General features: G+C 59.7%; 19 protein-coding genes. 2 read left to right on the top strand and 17 right to left on the bottom strand.

Annotated features, from left to right (window positions below; genetic code table 11):
- Positions 1–8: 8 nt before the first annotated feature.
- The 17 genes from PMI32_RS13335 to PMI32_RS13410 form a co-directional block, all read right to left on the bottom strand.
- Positions 9–221 (bottom strand): tail protein X, encoded by a 213-nt coding sequence (locus PMI32_RS13335; protein ID WP_008030003.1) that lies wholly within the window; start codon positions 219–221, stop codon positions 9–11.
- A complete protein-coding gene (locus PMI32_RS13340) occupies positions 214–597 on the bottom strand; it encodes a phage tail protein (RefSeq protein ID WP_008030000.1) in 384 nt (127 codons plus the stop codon). Before PMI32_RS13340 ends, PMI32_RS13335 begins: the two co-directional genes overlap by 8 nt.
- Positions 597–2,075, bottom strand: coding sequence for a hypothetical protein (locus PMI32_RS13345; protein WP_008029998.1), 1,479 nt, complete (start codon positions 2,073–2,075; stop codon positions 597–599). Before PMI32_RS13345 ends, PMI32_RS13340 begins: the two co-directional genes overlap by 1 nt.
- Before the next feature lie 128 nt (positions 2,076–2,203).
- Positions 2,204–2,788 (bottom strand): phage tail assembly protein, encoded by a 585-nt coding sequence (locus PMI32_RS13350; RefSeq protein WP_008029996.1) that lies wholly within the window; start codon positions 2,786–2,788, stop codon positions 2,204–2,206.
- 164 nt (positions 2,789–2,952) lie between these two features.
- Entirely contained in the window at positions 2,953–3,459 is a 507-nt protein-coding gene (locus PMI32_RS13355; protein WP_008029995.1) for a phage major tail tube protein, read from the bottom strand.
- Positions 3,459–4,625 carry a phage tail sheath protein gene (locus PMI32_RS13360; protein ID WP_008029994.1) on the bottom strand — a complete coding sequence of 389 codons (1,167 nt, stop codon included), beginning with the start codon at positions 4,623–4,625 and terminating at the stop codon, positions 3,459–3,461. Before PMI32_RS13360 ends, PMI32_RS13355 begins: the two co-directional genes overlap by 1 nt.
- A gap of 2 nt (positions 4,626–4,627) precedes the next feature.
- Positions 4,628–4,837 carry a hypothetical protein gene (locus PMI32_RS13365; RefSeq protein ID WP_008029992.1) on the bottom strand — a complete coding sequence of 70 codons (210 nt, stop codon included), beginning with the start codon at positions 4,835–4,837 and terminating at the stop codon, positions 4,628–4,630.
- 102 nt (positions 4,838–4,939) lie between these two features.
- Positions 4,940–5,377: a phage tail assembly chaperone gene (locus PMI32_RS0128880; protein WP_008029990.1), complete on the bottom strand. Its 438-nt coding sequence runs from the start codon at positions 5,375–5,377 to the stop codon at positions 4,940–4,942.
- Between the two features lie 8 nt (positions 5,378–5,385).
- The gene (locus PMI32_RS13370) at positions 5,386–7,248 is read right to left on the bottom strand and encodes a phage tail-collar fiber domain-containing protein (protein ID WP_008029988.1); all 1,863 of its coding nucleotides are present in this window, start codon (positions 7,246–7,248) and stop codon (positions 5,386–5,388) included.
- Positions 7,249–7,884 (bottom strand): phage tail protein I, encoded by a 636-nt coding sequence (locus PMI32_RS13375; protein ID WP_008029987.1) that lies wholly within the window; start codon positions 7,882–7,884, stop codon positions 7,249–7,251.
- Positions 7,881–8,876, bottom strand: a complete 996-nt coding sequence (locus tag PMI32_RS13380; RefSeq protein ID WP_008029985.1) for a baseplate J/gp47 family protein — start codon at positions 8,874–8,876, stop codon at positions 7,881–7,883. Before PMI32_RS13380 ends, PMI32_RS13375 begins: the two co-directional genes overlap by 4 nt.
- Positions 8,873–9,205 (bottom strand): hypothetical protein, encoded by a 333-nt coding sequence (locus PMI32_RS13385; RefSeq protein WP_008029983.1) that lies wholly within the window; start codon positions 9,203–9,205, stop codon positions 8,873–8,875. The genes PMI32_RS13380 and PMI32_RS13385 overlap by 4 nt, the downstream gene beginning before the upstream one ends.
- 10 nt (positions 9,206–9,215) lie before the next feature.
- A complete protein-coding gene (locus PMI32_RS13390) occupies positions 9,216–9,827 on the bottom strand; it encodes a phage baseplate assembly protein V (protein WP_008029980.1) in 612 nt (203 codons plus the stop codon).
- Between the two features lie 3 nt (positions 9,828–9,830).
- The gene (locus PMI32_RS13395; protein ID WP_008029979.1) at positions 9,831–10,355 is read right to left on the bottom strand and encodes a hypothetical protein; all 525 of its coding nucleotides are present in this window, start codon (positions 10,353–10,355) and stop codon (positions 9,831–9,833) included.
- 87 nt (positions 10,356–10,442) lie between these two features.
- The gene (locus PMI32_RS13400; protein ID WP_008029976.1) at positions 10,443–10,790 is read right to left on the bottom strand and encodes a phage holin family protein; all 348 of its coding nucleotides are present in this window, start codon (positions 10,788–10,790) and stop codon (positions 10,443–10,445) included.
- Positions 10,791–10,860: 70 nt separating this feature from the next.
- Positions 10,861–11,436 (bottom strand): DUF642 domain-containing protein, encoded by a 576-nt coding sequence (locus PMI32_RS13405; RefSeq protein WP_008029974.1) that lies wholly within the window; start codon positions 11,434–11,436, stop codon positions 10,861–10,863.
- Between the two features lie 518 nt (positions 11,437–11,954).
- A complete protein-coding gene (locus PMI32_RS13410; RefSeq protein WP_008029972.1) occupies positions 11,955–12,689 on the bottom strand; it encodes an XRE family transcriptional regulator in 735 nt (244 codons plus the stop codon).
- 201 nt (positions 12,690–12,890) lie between these two features.
- Here PMI32_RS13410 and mutS point away from each other — a divergent pair, with 201 nt between their 5' ends.
- On the top strand, positions 12,891–15,470 hold the full coding sequence (gene mutS / locus PMI32_RS13415) for a DNA mismatch repair protein MutS (RefSeq protein WP_008029969.1): 2,580 nt from the start codon (positions 12,891–12,893) through the stop codon (positions 15,468–15,470).
- A 142-nt stretch (positions 15,471–15,612) separates the two neighbouring features.
- Positions 15,613–15,936, top strand: coding sequence for a ferredoxin FdxA (gene fdxA, locus PMI32_RS13420; RefSeq protein WP_007908827.1), 324 nt, complete (start codon positions 15,613–15,615; stop codon positions 15,934–15,936).
- Positions 15,937–16,933: the final 997 nt, after the last annotated feature.

The following is a 16,933-nucleotide window of genomic DNA, read 5'->3' as shown; positions in this document are numbered from 1 at the left end:
GAACCTCCTTAATCCCACGCGGAAACCGGCGTGGTCACAACGGGTTGTGAGTCAATTTCCGGCAGGACTACCCAGATACCCGCAGGTAATACCGCCCCCTGTTCTGCCAGCGTGGGGTTGAGCCGCCACAGTGCCTCTTCGACGGCGTCGTCACAGCGACCCAGTTCGCGGTACAGCAACAGGTTCACCGAATCTCCGGCCACACTTCGAACTCTACGCATGGATGAACTCCGACAGGTCTATTGCCCAACCGACGACCATCGCCGTGCCGTCATCGATGATCACGCTTTGGGTTTCCGTCACCGTGTTGATTCGCCAAAGCCCCCAGTTGCGTCCGATGCCATCCACCAACGGCACCGGCCTGCGCTGCTCCTGAAGGGTGCGCAGCTCATTGAGCCGCTCCATGGCCACCGCGTACATCGACGTCCCCGTAATTTTCAGCGTCTGGGCCTTTTGCCCGGTCTGACTGGATTTCGGCTTGCCGGTCACGATGTCCAGCTCCACCCAGCCACCGTCCGATGTGTGCACGATGCTGTGGTAGGCGAAGTTGCGGGACAGGCCGAAAATGAAACTGCCCAGGATCATTTGCTGGCGCATTACCTGCCTCCATCGGTCAGGGCCGCACCACGTCGGGTGGCGAGGGCGTTGGTGGTCATCAATGGAACAAACTCGCCGTGGAACTGCGTTTGCAGCTGCTGCGCCACGATCGTCCGGATGTGCTCGGAGCTCTCCCCACCGGTGCAGGTGACCTGAATCGACGGTGAATAATTGATCTGCTGGTTTTGTGCTGGTGCGCTGGTCAGTTCTTTGTTGACCTGTTCTGGCGAGGCCAGGCGGTCGGTTGTCGGGGCGGCGAGTTTTTCGCCCAGTGCGGCACCCGACTCACTGCCCAGCCAGCCTCCAATCAGGCCACCCAGAACGCCGCCAATGGCGGTGCCGATCACCGGAACAACACTGCCTAACGTGGCGCCCACCGCAGAACCGGCGGTCGCCCCCGCCCAGCCGCCACCAGCTGCACCAAGACCGGCACCGAGCATGCGGCGATTGCCGGTCATTACGCCGCCGACGACGTCCATCGCCGCACCGACGGCTTTCAATGGTCCGGGTGCACGGCGGGTCAGCGAACGCATCGAGGCCCCCATCGCCATCAGACGTGAAGCGCCGCGCGAGCCTCGTGGACTGACACGCACGGTCGGGCCATCTCTAGGTCCAGGACGCGGGGTTACCTCGCTTGCGTCCTCTTTGTTCGCCCGAGCCTTATCTCTGAAGTCTTCGGAAAACACCTGACCGAACTGTTTTGGAAGCCGGGCAGATACCGCTCCCAAAAGCCGCTTGGCCATCTGATTTTTCATCTCGTCGAGTACGGGTGTGAACAGGGCTACCAAATACGGAAAGACTGCCGTGGCAGTGTCCTTCAGACCACTGAGCCGAGGGCTGAGGGAGGCAGGTGTGCTTTCTGCCGCCACGGGCGGTGTATTGCCGGTGTTCGACTGCGGCTCGCCGGTCAGTTTCGCGGGGTGATTGATGATCTGCGGCTGATCAAAAACCTCGTGACTGTCGAACTTCAAAGGTACGCGCCAGCCGGCCTGCTTCTCTGCCTCCATCATGGCCGGCGTTCTGAACGCCGACGCAGAGATTGCGGCAGCCATCAGCGGGACACTGGCGACACTCTGGTTTGACTCCATCAGCGTCTCGCGCCGACGCTCGGGTGATCGATCAGCCTCACCAGCGCTCTTCACGCCGACCGACTTCAGCAGCGTCGGCCGCTCAATGGCACCACCCATTTCGCCCACATTATTTTGCCCGCTGGCCAACGCCGTCTTCGCGCTGGAACCTGTTGCCGGCATCAACGAGCGCGGCGAGGAAAACGTCAGGTTCAACGATTCCAGTGCCGTGGTCAGCAGACTGATTTTGAGACTCAGTGTGGCCAGCACCTGGCTGAAACCGGGCGCCAGATCCTCTGTGCCCTCCCCCGTCACCAGCGATGACACGGCACTGCTCAGGCCTACCTCGCGAAACTTCAGCCAGTCTTCATTGATGGCTGTGTTCTTGAGCGAATATTTATCGTCCGCCATCCCCCTCTACTCCTGTTTGACGCCAAGGCGAGTGATCGCAATGTCGTAGCGGCGCAAGGCCTTGCCGACGTCCCATTCCAGAATGTCCGCTTCACTTATCAGATAAATGAGCGGCACCACATCGAGGATTACTTCGATGTCGCGCTCCGAAAGAAGGCCGCCGGTTTGTTTAAAAAATCGTCGATTCGCACCTGCAATTGTGTCCAGTCAGGCACGGTCAAACCGGCCAGATCGGGCAGCATCAGGCCGGTGCAATGGGCCGTGATGAATTCGGCGCGTTCCTTGGCGGTCTTGAGTTTTTTCATCGCCTTGGTCGCACGCAGCACCGGCATTTCCAGGGTCAGCGTGGTCAGGGTTCGACCCGCCACGATGAGCGGTTGCAGCAAGCTCACTTCGTCGGGATCGGCCGACGGTTGTTCACCCTCGTCCGCTTGTTCAAGGAAATGCGACGTCGGCAAGGTCGACATCTCATGCACGTACTGCGCGATGCTCACGTAGTCCGGGCGTTTGAGTTGATCGAGTTCCTTGACCGACAAACCGGTGGCCAGCAGCGCCAGCTCGAAGAACTGATCGTCCTCATCATCGCCGGCACGGGCCAGGGCTTCTTTCTGTGCGGCGTAATACAACGGTTTGAGTTGAATCTGTTCGATCTCCGACTGATTGTCGGCGGTGATCGGCGACAACAAGGCGTGAACAGGTGGAGTCCAGGACATGAAATGAATTCCTTGATGAATCATGGAAAGGCGTTGAGCACTGTTCTTTGTGGGAGCGAGCCTGCTCGCGAAAGCGTTGTGTCAGTCGACATCACTTTTGAATGTGAATCCGCATTCGCCGGCAAGCCGGTCTCGCTCCTACAAATCGGTGCTCGCAGTGCGACTTAAGGGATCAACACCGCGCGACGGGCGCCGCCAAGAATGTCGACGCCGTTGAGCACGAACTTCTGCGTGCGCACATCGATGTCGATCACCGGGATGCCGTTTTCCAGGCGGTTGTAGGTGCGGCAGGACAGCTCAAGCGTGGTGAGGGGTTTTTCGCCCATCTTCAGCTTGGCCTCGGTCAGCGATTTGAGCTTGCCGCCGACGGTGTGGTAGGTGAACCAGGTGTTGCCATCCTGATCCTGACCGGCTTCACGGACGTTCAACAAAATGTCGTCGCCCAGCTTCACGCCGAGGGAGAGCATCACTTCGGCACCGACGCCTTGCAAAATGAGGGTCGCGCCCAGCACTTTGCCGCTCTTGATCATTTCTTCGACGATGAAGCGCCCGCCCGCCATCGGTTCCATATCGAATTCGATCTTCGGCGGGGTGAACTCTTCCACCGTCGCCGACAACGGCAGGCCTTGCAGGGTGGCCGCGATGGCCTGTCTTACGCGGTTGGTAAACATTAGAGAACGTCCTCCAGGAACTGCTCGATGATTTCATCGCGGGCATTGAGTTGATAAACCATGTGTTCGTTCGGCGCGTAGCGGCCGTAGTCGATGACCACGTACCAGGTGCCGTTCTTGTACTTCTCGACGCTGTTCAATTCCGGGTGCAGGTACACGCTGCCGCCGGGGATGGTTTCGTCGGCGACCAGGGTTTGCAGCCAGTCGTTGATGCGCTTGACCTCCTGGTCCATGAACGACTTGGTGAGGTTCTTGGCCATGGCTTTCTGGCCGGCCTTGACCAGCTTGCGGCTGATCGCATCTTCCAGGCCGACGTAGCTGATGAACTTGCCGGTGATGGAACGGTTACCCAGCAGCGAGAAGCCGCCGAGGATGGTGCGGGCGTAGTAGCTGACGCCGTAGCGGTTGAGCAGATCGCCTTCGGTGGATTTGTCGAGAATGTTGTATTCCACGACGCGCGAAACGTCCTCGGCAAAGGTCACCTGATTGCCCGGGCTCTCCCATTGCTTGACCTTGGCCAAAGCCGCGATGGCCAGGCTCGAAGGCGACAGGAACACGTTTTTCTTCGCTGCCTTGGAGTAAACCGATGGCATGTTGTGCACCAGCAGGCAGCGGTCGAAACCCAGTTCCGCGCCACCCAGTTCCTGGCTGTAAGTCACCTGATCGGCGACCGCGGCATCCTTGCCGTCGAGCACCACACGGGCCTTGATGCGTTTGCCGAACGAGGCGAATTCACCGGCCACGGCTTTGGTGCTGGTGAAGCCCGGCGCGCCGATGATGGTCAGGTCTTCCGGCACGCTGCCCAGTGCCGCGAGGCCGAGCTTGCGGCCGGTCAGCGGATCGACACCGCCGATGACGTTGTTCAGCGTGTCCGCCGGGGTCGCGCCTTCTTCGACGATGACCACGTAGACCGGCACCTTGACCACTTTCAGGATCTGGAAGACCGCGTGATACAGCGTGCCTGCCTCGGTGCCGGTCGGGTCGAGCAGCGCCTGGGTGGTGAAGCTGTTGATGCGGAATGGCGCATTGCGTGGAATCAACGGGTCTGCCTTCGGCGCGGTGCCGATCAGACCGATGACGTTGTCACCCAGGCCACCCATGGCCTCGGGGGATTCGGTGGCATTGACGGTAATGCCGTTGTGCTCGAAGTTCAAAACCTCAGCCATGGTTATTCAGCCTTCTTGGCAGCAGCTTTTTTCGCTGCGGTGGATGGAGAGGCCGAATCGGCAGCCTCGGCTTTTTTCAGCTCCAGACGACCAGCGCTGCGTAGCGCACTGGCCTCCACATCGAGCAGTTGCAGTTCCTGACCGATACTCGACCAGTGGCCACCCCCGGTAGGGAATGGAAGGAGCACGGTGTACGTTTGGCGTTCTGCCATTTCTGTTTCTCCATAAACGAAAAAGCCCCTTGGGTAAGGGGCTGTCGGGTGTTGTGTTTGTTTGTATTGCGGGAAAGAAAACGCCCCGGCGGTGCGGGGCGTTTATTGGGTTTGGTCGGCGATCCATGCCGGTGGCTTTGGCCGATGCTGCACATCCGGAAAGTCAGACGATTGAGGCCAGTCGCGCAGACCCTGCCTATACGCCAGCAGCGCTGCAAACTGTTCAGCCGTCAGCGTGGCCTGGCGTGCCATTTCCTGCTCATCGCGTTGCCGCGAGACAAGCCACTCAGTGGATTGCAATACCTGATCACGCCATTCCCGTTCAAACGCGCCAGGCAGTTGTCCATCCGTGGGCGGGAGTTTAGGTCGCTTGATTAGCTCTCCGGCTTCACTCATCTGCCAATCGCAACTGATGTCTTGTGTTACTTCATACCAGCGCTCGTTATCGATCAACACCGCGTTCGAAGGGATGTCATGCACGCCCTCAATCAACTGCGTAATCACTTCACGTTCGCTATTCAAAACCAGATATTTACCCATGCTCCCTCTCAATAGCCGATGCAAAAAAAGAAATAGACGTTGGCGGTCCCTGAAGAATCAGGTGAGTAATGAGGACGGTTATTAATTGAAACCTGAGTGAGAGTTGTATCGACCGTGGCCGAGTTATTTCCCGTTCCGCGCCTTATCGCCACAGGGCATACAGCCGCTACAGGGAAAGCGATGGGGTAGTTGAATAATGCAGTCCCACCGTTGGCAATTGAGGTTGACACGCCCCACTGGATGATGAAACCGCCAAGCCAAGTGGGCAACACAATGGCTCCGTTGCCCCCCTTGATGAACTGGAAGCCAAAGCGCATTTTCTTCGGTGTGACGATCGTGCTGTCATCAACTCCCGTTTCGACCTGGACCTGAGAGGCAACCTTCGCTGTACCCTGATTGACCTCGGTTGCTTGAGCTGCGAGTGCAGCCAGCGCTGCAATGTCGATGCTTCCCTGATTAATCGGCGCGTTCCAGGCCTTGATGCACCACATCACCGCCAGGTTCCGCGGCCGGGTTTCACTTCCTCCATATTTAGAAACCGCACCGGCAGGCAGCGAGCTACCGACGGAAGTATTTGCGAACGCTACGAGTGCATTGCTTCCTGTTCCGGTAATCCCCAAGCCGGACCTTGCCCCGTGTTCGTGCTCTTCCAGTTGACCAAGCTGGCCGCTACCCAAGACACGACCAACGTCCACCCCGCGCCCATGGTCCCAACCGCGCAAAAACTCGCCACGCGATTCAGGAAGGCGAAAATTCCCTGCACCTTCGTTGCCCTGATTGAACGCCGTCCCAAGGAACGCGGCCAAGTCAGGGTAGGTCGCAATGCTCCGAACACTGCCGTCAAGCTCAAGAAAGCCGGGCGGAACCTTGTTCACCGGCAACCCGACCATACTCCCGACCGGCAGCGCCGAGACCTGCGCAATCAGCGCTTCGACTTCAGGCTTGGTGTAAGTGTCCTTGATCCCAAAACCTGCCAGTGTTTCCGGGTTCGTACCACCCGTCGCGCGGCCATACTTATCGACCGTCAGACTCTTGTACGTCCCCGCCTGAATCCCCGTCCGACCCGCAAGCATTTCAAAGCTCAGCGCCGTAGTGCCCAGCGTGATCGGCCCGTTCGTCACCAGGTGCCAAAGCGAATCACCGTTCGCCGCGCCTTCCTCGACCATCACGGTCAGGCCCGGCGTCACCTTGGCGCTGGTGTTGGCATCAGTCGCCCGCACCCAAGCGCCGTTGGCCGCAACATAAATGCCGTTGTCCTTCGCCAGCGTTTGCGCCGTCACCAGCACGCGCTGCCCGGACAGCACTGCGACGCCGTCGATTTGCTGCGCACTACTGAGCACAATGTTTTCAGTGGTGGCCACGCGAACTGATTGCTTGCCATCCAGCTTCGCCAGTTCGTCGGCGAGATACCCCATCACCCACGCCCGCGTCGCTTTGACCACCGTGTCGTCAATCAGCAACGTGACGAGCGACGCATTGCTCGTCTCGAAAATCGAACGGATGTAGAACTCTTTGCCCGAACCCGACGTCGCCAGCACCGGTTTGAACGACTCCGGGTATTTGACGATGGCGTAGAGGATGCCAGTGTCGGTCCAGAGCCCGGCCTCACGCACATACCAACCACCCTCTTCTGGCGGGATGGTCACTTCGGCGAGCAGCCAGCTCGGATTTTTCTCGTCCTGGAACAGCGCATTCAGTGGCCCGCGCCACACTTCTCGTTTAAGCGCCGTGGCGGTTGCCGCCGGGTTGTAAACCGCGCCGCCGCCGTCGCCGACCGAAATCTGCGACAGTTTGATCGGCACGCCCGCCGCCTTGCAGGCAGTTTCATAGGCGATCCCCGCATTGGTAAGCAGGGTGTAATAGTCGGCCATTTAGGACCCCTGAGGATAAATAGTGGATGTTTCAACGGCGTAGAGCCCGGCGGCCATGACGGTCTGCCCCGAGGCTTCAAGCCCTTCGATGACAATCGGATAAACCGTGGTCAGTTCGCCGCACACCGTCGCCGCGCCGATGACGTGACTGCCGAATGCGCTCAAGCCGACGGACACCGACAGAACGTCGCGCTCGCTTTTGGCGTCCGCCAGACGCCGGTCGAGGCGAGCGTCGATTTCTTCGCTGTAGGGTTGCTCGGTAAATGCCCGGACGGAAAAGCTGTAAGGCGCGCCCGGCGGTGTCTGCTCGTACCAGGCACGTACCTCGGGCATTAACCGCAATCCTTTCGCGGCGTTTTCCAGGGCCTGACGTGTCCCGGCCTGTCGCGCGGTGGGCCAGGCCAGTTCAACGGTTAAACGCTTTTCCGCCTCGGCGGCCTCGGCGCTCCATTCACTAACACCACGATCCGCTGCGAGATAAGGCAGAAATGCCAGAGGCGTCGAGGTCGGGTTCATCAGCTCGGGGAACGGCGGCGCAATGCGGTCAAGCAATGCACCGAAGCCAATATCGAGGGCTTTTTCCAACGGTGAGCTGTTGGCTGGCAACAGACTCGGGCGCGGCGTCTGGTCACTCATAGCGTGAGTACCTCGACCTCGACCCCGGTGCAGTAAGGCGCTTCAAACGCCGTCGTCACAATCGGCTCGACCGGTTCGAGAATGTCCAGTTGAACCGCGCCGGCGTTATGCAGCGTGTAGTCGATCCAGCTCGGATCGATCCGCCCTTCCAGTCGATGACAGCTCTGGGCATACGCTTGCAGTTGCTGTTGCGCGGCAACCTTGGTCAGCCCCGAATCAGGGCCGGCGTTGATTCGGGCGACGACGCGGATTTTGTAGTTTTTGATATGGGCGCTTTGCACTGTGACCCGATCCGTTTCCGGTCGGACGTCGGGCCGGGCGAAGTGCCGGCGCACGCCGTCGAGCAGGTCATCGGACGCGGTGCCATCGCCCTCCCGAGCCAGCACCGTGACCATCACCTCACCGGGCGCGGTGCGGCGTCCATTGCCGTCCTTGACCTGCGCCGCGTAGCCGTCCGGATCGAAGGTGTACGTGACCGTCACCTCGCCCGGTGCATGAGTGTCCACCTTCACCACAGGACGCTCGCCGAGGGTGAAGACCTCGCGGCGATATTGCATGCGTGAACCGGCGGCCGGTGCGTGCGGCGCCAGGTAATAACGCAACCGGGCGTCGTCGTCGCTTTCGTACACGGGCGCAATCGGCGGGAATGCCGCCGGGTCGCCAGGGTCCAGCAACTGACGCTCAAGCCCCATGTCCGCGAGGCGGGCATCGAGGTTGCTGCCAGTCGCCCACCAGGCCAGCATCTGCTTGATGCGGGCGTTGTATTTGCGTTCGTGGATTTGCAGGCGCACACAAAAGGCCTCAAGGGCCAGGGTCAGCAACTCGCTTTCGTTTTCGAGGCTGACCTTGATCTTTGCCGCCGACTCCGGAGCGCGGGCGCCGACGTACTCGACGACAAACGTCTTGAATTCGGCGAGCAAATCCTCGAACGCTTCGACGGTGACGATCGAAGGTTCGGCCAACTGGTTCTGGCCGGGTATCAACATGCTCATGTCACCACCTCGAAGGTCTGTTTGCGGTTTTGCCAGGTGCCGGCGAATCGCAGGACCAGCCCGGCGCCTTGCCGGCTGGCCACAATGACCTGCGGCTGGAAATCATCGATGCCGTTCTGCGGGTTGTAGAACGCCTGTGCCGCGTGGCTCTGGGCAAGCATCAGCAGGTCGTCGCCGAGGTTGCGGCCCAGCAGTTCCGGGATCAGCGAGCCATACAAAGGACGCTTCTGCCGGGTGCCCAACGGCGTAGTCAGCGCTCGGGTTGCGCGCTGTACAAACTGCGGCCAGTCATCGACCGCCGCCCCGGTGTTTCTTTCGATTCCGATCATGGGAAACTCTTTATGCGGTACTGATGACGCGTCCCTGGTGATCCACCACCGGGCCGCTCAGGTGCACACCGGAAGCGTCGAGTCGCAAGCCGACCGCGCCCAGTTGCAGTTCGATGACCTCAGGCGTGATCGCAAGTCTCGCCGGCCCGAGATTCAACTCGAGCGCTTCGCGAGAGCCATTGAACGCCGCCGGGCCGTTCTTCCAGTGCAAGGCATGGAGGGCGTCGTCGTAACCGCTTTCCGTACCGTCCAGATAGAGGCGACGCGTCAGCGAAGCCTGGGTCGAAGCGGGTGGAAACCGATTGCCGTTAAGCCCGAACAACGCCACGGATTGAGCGCCGCCCTCGCCGCCGCCATGGTTCAGCAACAGGCATTGCTCGCCGACCGAGGGGATACGCGACTCGCTTTGCGCCCCGGCGCTGGGGTTGAAAAAACGGATGGCCGGCGTGAGTAATTCACCGTGACTGACCCGGCAGGTATTGCTGGCCGCATCGACTTCCTGGCACACGCCGATACGACACAGGCTGTCGGTGCGCCGGTGCACGTCTTCAAGCTCGGCCTCCATCTCGGCCAGACGCTCAATGATCGGGCCAAGCTGCTGACGTAAAAGCGCATCGAACATGGCTCAGTCCTCAAGTGCGGTGTATTGGTCCGGGTCGTCGATGTTCGAGACTTCCCAGGTTTTGGCGAATTTCGGGATGCCCAGCGGGTCGTCCAGCAGCAATGCGCCGAGGTAAATCGTCTGGGTGAAGGAAAGGGTCCAGGCGAGGTACTCCTGCGAACCGCTGATGAGCGTCGACGGCAAGGCATCGATATTCATGGGCAGGTCGCATTGACTACCCGGCAGGCCCCAGCGGTTATCCGTGACCAATCCCTTGAGGACGCTCGCCAGATCAACAGCGGCCAATCCCGGGTTGTTCAGCGTTGGCGGCACAATGATTTGCAGCGAGACCGTCAAAACATGGGCGATGCGCCCGTCATGGGCGCGGTCGCCGGCTGCATTGCGTTCGATAGCGATCAGGACCCACGCCTGATCGAACGTGCCGTCGAAGTCCTGACGACTTCCGACCTTCAAACCCGGGCCAACTGCACGTAGCGCGTCGGCAATGGCAAAAAACAGACGCGACGGCTTATCGATGTCGAGGGACATAAGTGGCTTCCATTCAAATTTCGAGGCGTCCGGCTGCGTGGGTTCATGCAGCGGACCGGGGATGCCAGAACGGCAATGGGCCCGGTTTTATTGATCCGGGCGGGAATCACGCGGCGGTACTTCACACACGCCGATCCGCTTGGCCGCCCAGCGCTCATAAAGGCCAATGGCGACATCGGCGCCGGCCATCGCCGTGAGGCAACCGAACGCGCCGGCCGCCCAGATCGACATGCCGGCGGCGTACAGCAGCATGATGGCCGAGACCCCGCAGATCATGCAGGCCCCGGAACGCAAGGCCAGACGCCGCAGCAATGACCAGCCGCGAGCGCCCTCCTTGTCGGCACGCCACATTTCGCCGGTTACCCCGCCCACCAGGGCGAGCACGATGACCAGCCAGATCGGCATGTCCAGCAACGCTTGTTGCTCGTTTGTCATGTCACGCCTCCTTGGGATCGATGAGATGGGCCTCTCGGAAATGAGCCGGCTGGTTTTGATCGACGAAGAACTACAGCTTTTCAACGATCACGTTGTCGATGAAAGCGAAGTTGACGTACGGGTTCTGCTCGTTGGAAAAGGCCAGGGTCGTTTGAGACGTGATAGCCGTGAAGTCATAAGTCACAGTGCTCCACTCGACGACGCCACCCTTGGCCGTCGGCGTGTTGAAGAGCGCGGTCTGACCGGCCACTTTCACTTGCACGACACCATCACCGGATCGGTTGGCGTACAGCGAATTGCCCATGCTGAAAGTCAATCGGTACTTGGCCCCTGGCACGGTGGCAAAGTTCTGCTGAATCCCGCCGCCATTGCTGTAAACGTTGTTAGCCAGATCGACGATCACTGCGCCTTCCGCTGCAGCAGAGCCAGGGATCGAAGCGCGCATGTTGAAGTACTCGGCACCCGACAGAAAGGTCGTCCAGCCCGTGATGAAGTTGGCTTTCGCGGTCGTGTCCAGCACGCAGCTGTCGCTGCAGCCGGGTTGTTCAAAGCTGCCGTTGACCAGAAGGTTCGCCGCAGTAGCGCTACCGGCAGCACCGACAAGAGCCAGCATCAGCGGGGCAATGATTTTTTTGATTCCGTTCATGGTTGTACCTATTGAGTGAGATGTATTGATTGCGCAGCAGTTGCTGCACAGGCAGACCCCAAATGCGGGGTTGATATGCCTGACGTCAGGCAGGCATTCCAAAAAGCCCGGTCACCCAGGCTTTTCAGTAATGCGATCCTTCGCGTTGACCTTTCGGCGCTACTGGCGCGGTACGGGTCCATTCAGATTGTTTTTCCGACCGCGGTCCCTGCCCGCCGGATAACTGCTTTCGGTGCTTTACGCTGCACACCCGGGTCAGTTGCCAACCCTCTGAACCGTTGAGGCCGGTTCATCGCTGCCTTTGTGGTGGAACTAAAGAACTTCGTTTCGAGCTGCTTTGTTGAGCGGCTTGAGACAAAGAATATGCATGGATGCATATACAGTCAATGCATAAATGCATTTATTTATGCACAACAAATGCACTGGCGCATGGAAGCCCCGCAGACAAAGGCGTTGACGGTTTTCAGCAGACGAAAAAAAACCCGCTCGGTGGCGGGTTTTATCTGACAGCGATGAGGTTAGCGGGCGTACATGCCCCACCAGAAGACGTGGCCGAGGATGACAATCTGCTCTTCCTGGATCTCCTGGAAGGTGTAGTCCTCGTCCGGATGTTCATCGCGATTGAAGCTGCGCAGGCGAATCCCCGTGGGCAAGCGATAAAGCTGTTTAACCCGCAGCTGACCGTTGTGGTTGATCGCATAAAGGTCGCCATCGACGATATCGCCGATCCCGCACTTGCCGGCATTGACCCCCACAGTGGCGCCGTCGCGCAGTACCGGCAGCATGCTGTTACCACGTACCGTTACGCATTTGGCCTGGTCGAACTGCACACCGTTGTGGCGCAAACTGCGCTTGCCGAAGCGCAAGCTAGAGCGCTCGCTTTCTTCGATGACGAATCTTCCTGATCCAGCAGCCAATTCAACCTCGCGAAGAAAGGGGACCGACACCTCGTCGTCATCAACAGGCGTATCGTCGTCCCACAGGCTTATGTCCTTGAGTTCGGAATGCAATTCATCGCGAGCGGAATTGGCGGCAGGCGCGACATCCGCGCGGCCACGCAACTGATCGGTGCTCACGGCGAAGTACTCGGCGATCTTCGAAATGTGCTTATCCGAAGGATCGACAATCTTCCCGCCGAGGATCCGCGAGAGAGTGGATTGAGGCACGCCGGTGCGACGGTGAAGCTCCGTGGGGGAGATCCCGTGCTGATCGAGCAGCGCTCTTAAGACGGTAGAAACATTGCGTTTTTGCATAACGCGCATAGTGCTTGATCTTTTTTACGGAGGCAAATGCAGAATTGCATAAATCGTGCATAGACAGCAGAAATGTATCGCACAGCTTTAGTTGCCTGCGTCGGGCGGACCGCCCATGGTAACCTTGCGCCCATCGCGGAAAAGCCGGGCCGATGTCCCTCCTTTGCCCTACACCTTTCAACGAATTTGCCTGATTATCCGATGAATAAAGCACTCTCCGATCTGTCCTCTCACACGCCAATGATGCAGCAGTACTGGCGCCTGAAGAACCAGCACCCCGACCAGTTGATGTTCTATCGCATGGGTGACTTCTACGAAATCTTCTATGAAGACGCGAAGAAGGCCGCCAAGTTGCTGGACATCACCCTGACCGCCCGTGGGCAGTCGGCTGGCCAGGCGATTCCGATGTGTGGGATTCCTTACCACGCCGCGGAAGGTTACCTGGCGAAACTGGTGAAGCTCGGCGAATCGGTGGTGATCTGTGAACAGGTCGGCGATCCGGCGACCAGCAAAGGGCCAGTTGATCGGCAAGTGGTGCGGATCATCACGCCGGGCACGGTCAGTGATGAAGCGCTGCTGGATGAGCGTCGGGACAACCTGATCGCGGCGGTGCTGGGTGACGAGCGTCTGTTCGGTCTGGCAGTGCTGGATATCACCAGCGGCAACTTCTCCGTGCTGGAGATCAAGGGCTGGGAAAACCTGCTGGCGGAACTGGAGCGGGTCAATCCGGTAGAGTTGATGATCCCGGATGACTGGCCAAAGGATTTGCCGGCGGAGAAACGTCGTGGGGTTCGTCGTCGTGCGCCGTGGGATTTCGAGCGCGACTCGGCGCTGAAAAGTCTGTGCCAGCAGTTTTCGACCCAGGACCTGAAGGGTTTTGGCTGCGAGAACCTGACCCTGGCCATCGGCGCTGCCGGTTGCCTGCTCAGCTACGCCAAGGAAACCCAGCGCACCGCCCTGCCCCATTTGCGCAGCCTGCGCCATGAGCGCCTGGACGACACCGTGGTGCTGGATGGCGCAAGCCGTCGCAACCTGGAACTGGACACCAACCTGGCCGGTGGCCGCGACAACACGCTGCAATCGGTGGTCGATCGCTGCCAGACCGCCATGGGCAGCCGCTTGCTGACCCGTTGGTTGAATCGTCCGCTGCGGGACCTGAACGTTTTGCTGGCGCGCCAGACCTCGATCACGTGCCTGCTCGACGGCTACCGTTTCGAAAAGCTGCAACCGCAGCTCAAGGAAATCGGTGACATCGAGCGGATTCTCGCGCGGATCGGTTTGCGTAATGCGCGTCCTCGCGACCTGGCGCGCCTGCGCGATGCCCTCGGTGCATTGCCCGAGCTGCAAGTGGCGATGGCCGAGCTGGAAGCGCCGCACATTATTCAACTGGCGAAAACCACCAGCACCTACCCGGAACTGGCGGCCCTGCTGGAAAAAGCCATCATCGACAACCCGCCTGCCGTGATCCGTGACGGCGGCGTGTTGAAAACCGGTTACGACAGCGAACTCGATGACCTGCAATCGCTCAGCGAAAACGCCGGGCAGTTCCTGATCGATCTGGAAGCACGCGAGAAGGCCCGTACCGGTCTGTCGCACTTGAAAGTCGGGTACAACCGCATTCACGGCTACTTTATCGAACTGCCGAGCAAGCAGGCTGAATCGGCACCGGCCGACTATATCCGTCGCCAGACGCTCAAAGGCGCCGAGCGCTTTATCACGCCGGAACTGAAGGCGTTCGAGGACAAGGCGCTGTCGGCCAAGAGCCGCGCCCTCGCCCGCGAGAAGATGCTCTACGAAGCGCTGCTCGAAGACTTGATCAGCCAATTGCCGCCGCTGCAAGACACCGCTGCAGCCCTGGCCGAGCTGGACGTGCTGAGCAACCTCGCCGAACGCGCGCTGAACCTCGACCTGAACTGCCCGCGCTTCGTCGACGAGCCGTGCATGCGCATCAGCCAGGGTCGTCACCCGGTGGTCGAGCAAGTTCTGACCACGCCGTTCGTCGCCAACGACCTGAGTCTCGACGACAACACACGCATGTTGGTGATCACCGGTCCGAACATGGGCGGTAAATCCACCTACATGCGCCAGACCGCGTTGATCGTACTGCTGGCGCACATCGGCAGCTTCGTGCCGGCGGCCAGTTGCGAATTGTCGCTGGTGGACCGGATCTTTACCCGGATCGGTTCCAGCGACGACCTGGCCGGTGGACGTTCGACCTTCATGGTCGAAATGAGCGAAACCGCCAACATTTTGCACAACGCCACCGAGCGCAGCCTGGTGCTGATGGACGAAGTCGGTCGCGGCACCAGCACCTTCGACGGTCTGTCCCTGGCATGGGCTGCGGCTGAACGCCTGGCGCAGCTGCGGGCTTACACGCTGTTCGCCACGCACTATTTTGAACTGACGGTGCTACCGGAAGCGCAACCGCTGGTGGCCAACGTGCACCTCAATGCCACTGAGCACAACGAGCGCATTGTGTTCCTGCACCACGTGCTGCCCGGGCCTGCCAGCCAGAGTTATGGTCTGGCCGTTGCACAACTGGCCGGCGTGCCGAGCGAAGTGATCGTGCGCGCTCGCGAGCATCTGGGTCGACTGGAAGCCACCGCGCTGCCGCATGAAGTACCCAAGGCCGCCAAAGGTAAATCGGCCGCGCCGCAGCAAAGCGACATGTTCGCCAGCCTCCCGCATCCGGTACTCGAAGAGCTGGCCAAACTGGATCTGGACGACCTGACACCGCGTCGTGCACTAGAAATGCTCTATACACTAAAGACACGGATCTAACGCACTTGCCTGCAAGCTGTTAGAATCTCGCGCGGTTTGGGATGCTGCAGGCTAATAGCCTGGCCTGCAGACTATCGCTCCCAAACCTGGCGACCCCAACGTGAAGGGGCTCCGCTGCCGCCGCCTGAGGAGAAAATTAGAAATGACCTTCGTCGTCACCGACAACTGCATCAAGTGCAAGTACACCGACTGCGTAGAAGTCTGTCCGGTGGACTGCTTTTACGAAGGCCCGAATTTCCTGGTGATTCACCCGGATGAGTGCATCGACTGCGCACTGTGCGAACCAGAATGCCCTGCCGTGGCCATCTTCTCCGAAGATGAAGTCCCGGAAGAGATGCAGGAATTCATTCAGCTGAACGTTGAGTTGGCCGAAATCTGGCCGAACATCACCGAGAAGAAAGAATCGTTGCCCGATGCCGAAGAGTGGGATGGCGTCAAAGGCAAGATCAAAGATCTCGAACGCTGATTGACCCTGCGTTCCCGAAAAGGCCCCTTGCGGGCCTTTTTGCTTTTCTACAGGCAAAAAAGTTAGATAACGCAAAAACCTGTAGGAGCCAGCCTGCTGGCGATGGATTCAAGTGCGCCGCGCCGAGTCTATCCAGGCAGCACGCGTTATCGTTGACGACCATCGCTGGCAAGCCAGCTCCTACAGATTCTGTGTCGTGAGACAGAACCGGGATCACGCCACCCCTGTAGGAGCCAGACTACTGGCGATAGATTCAAGTGCGCCGCGTCTATCCAGACAGCACGCGTTATCGTTGACGACCATCGCTGGCAAGCCAGCTCCTGCAGATTCTGTGTCGTGAGACAGAACCGGAATCACGCCACTCCTGTAGGAGCCAGCCTGCTGGCGATGGATTCAAGTGCGCCGCGTCTATCCAGACAGCACGCGTTATCGTTGACGATGATCGCTGGCAAGCCAGCTCCTGCAGATTCTGTGTCGTGAGAGAGAACCGGGATCACGCCACTCCTGTAGGAGCCAGCCTACTGACGATGGATTCAAGTGCGCCGCGTCTATCCAGGCAGCACGCGTTATCGTTGACCACCATCGCCGGCAAGCCAGCTCCTACAGATTCTGTGTCGTGAGACAGAACCGGGATCACGCCCCCCCTGTAGGAGCCTGCCTGCTGGCGATGGATTCAAGTGCGCCGCGTCTATCCAGGCAGCACGCGTTATCGTTGACGACCATCGCCAGCAAGCCAGCTCCTGCAGATTCTGTGTCGTGAGACAGAACCGGGATCACGCCCCCCCCTGTAGGAGCCAGCTTGCTGGCGATGGATTCAAGTACGCCGCGTCTATCCAGACAGCACGCGTTATCGTTGACGATGATCGCTGGCAAGCCAGCTCCTACAGAGGGGCACGTACGCTTTTGATTCTCACCACTCATCAGGCCGAGCGTTAGCTCGCCTTCAGCTTTTGATCTGAGCGCCCCCTCGAGAGGCCGAGTGGAGGTTCTGCGCAGT

This window comes from Pseudomonas sp. GM60 (assembly GCF_000282415.1).
Taxonomy (GTDB): Bacteria; Pseudomonadota; Gammaproteobacteria; order Pseudomonadales; family Pseudomonadaceae; genus Aquipseudomonas; species Aquipseudomonas migulae.
The sequence above is the reverse complement of the archived record's forward strand: the minus strand, read 5'-3'. Positions and strand labels throughout refer to the sequence as shown.

Excerpts from the sequence above, each read along its gene's own strand:
- PMI32_RS0128880 (WP_008029990.1), bottom strand. The coding sequence starts at position 5,377 with ATGGGTAAATATCTGGTTTTGAATAGCGAACGTGAAGTGATTACGCAG.
- PMI32_RS13340 (WP_008030000.1), bottom strand. The coding sequence starts at position 597 with ATGCGCCAGCAAATGATCCTGGGCAGTTTCATTTTCGGCCTGTCCCGC.
- PMI32_RS13385 (WP_008029983.1), bottom strand. The coding sequence starts at position 9,205 with ATGATCGGAATCGAAAGAAACACCGGGGCGGCGGTCGATGACTGGCCG.
- PMI32_RS13410 (WP_008029972.1), bottom strand. The coding sequence starts at position 12,689 with ATGCAAAAACGCAATGTTTCTACCGTCTTAAGAGCGCTGCTCGATCAG.
- PMI32_RS13350 (WP_008029996.1), bottom strand. The coding sequence starts at position 2,788 with ATGTCCTGGACTCCACCTGTTCACGCCTTGTTGTCGCCGATCACCGCC.
- PMI32_RS13380 (WP_008029985.1), bottom strand. The coding sequence starts at position 8,876 with ATGAGCATGTTGATACCCGGCCAGAACCAGTTGGCCGAACCTTCGATC.
- PMI32_RS13355 (WP_008029995.1), bottom strand. The coding sequence starts at position 3,459 with ATGTTTACCAACCGCGTAAGACAGGCCATCGCGGCCACCCTGCAAGGC.
- PMI32_RS13405 (WP_008029974.1), bottom strand. The coding sequence starts at position 11,436 with ATGAACGGAATCAAAAAAATCATTGCCCCGCTGATGCTGGCTCTTGTC.
- mutS (WP_008029969.1), top strand. The coding sequence starts at position 12,891 with ATGAATAAAGCACTCTCCGATCTGTCCTCTCACACGCCAATGATGCAG.
- PMI32_RS13390 (WP_008029980.1), bottom strand. The coding sequence starts at position 9,827 with ATGTTCGATGCGCTTTTACGTCAGCAGCTTGGCCCGATCATTGAGCGT.
- PMI32_RS13395 (WP_008029979.1), bottom strand. The coding sequence starts at position 10,355 with ATGTCCCTCGACATCGATAAGCCGTCGCGTCTGTTTTTTGCCATTGCC.
- PMI32_RS13400 (WP_008029976.1), bottom strand. The coding sequence starts at position 10,790 with ATGACAAACGAGCAACAAGCGTTGCTGGACATGCCGATCTGGCTGGTC.
- PMI32_RS13335 (WP_008030003.1), bottom strand. The coding sequence starts at position 221 with ATGCGTAGAGTTCGAAGTGTGGCCGGAGATTCGGTGAACCTGTTGCTG.
- PMI32_RS13345 (WP_008029998.1), bottom strand. The coding sequence starts at position 2,075 with ATGGCGGACGATAAATATTCGCTCAAGAACACAGCCATCAATGAAGAC.
- fdxA (WP_007908827.1), top strand. The coding sequence starts at position 15,613 with ATGACCTTCGTCGTCACCGACAACTGCATCAAGTGCAAGTACACCGAC.
- PMI32_RS13375 (WP_008029987.1), bottom strand. The coding sequence starts at position 7,884 with ATGAGTGACCAGACGCCGCGCCCGAGTCTGTTGCCAGCCAACAGCTCA.
- PMI32_RS13370 (WP_008029988.1), bottom strand. The coding sequence starts at position 7,248 with ATGGCCGACTATTACACCCTGCTTACCAATGCGGGGATCGCCTATGAA.
- PMI32_RS13365 (WP_008029992.1), bottom strand. The coding sequence starts at position 4,837 with ATGGCAGAACGCCAAACGTACACCGTGCTCCTTCCATTCCCTACCGGG.
- PMI32_RS13360 (WP_008029994.1), bottom strand. The coding sequence starts at position 4,625 with ATGGCTGAGGTTTTGAACTTCGAGCACAACGGCATTACCGTCAATGCC.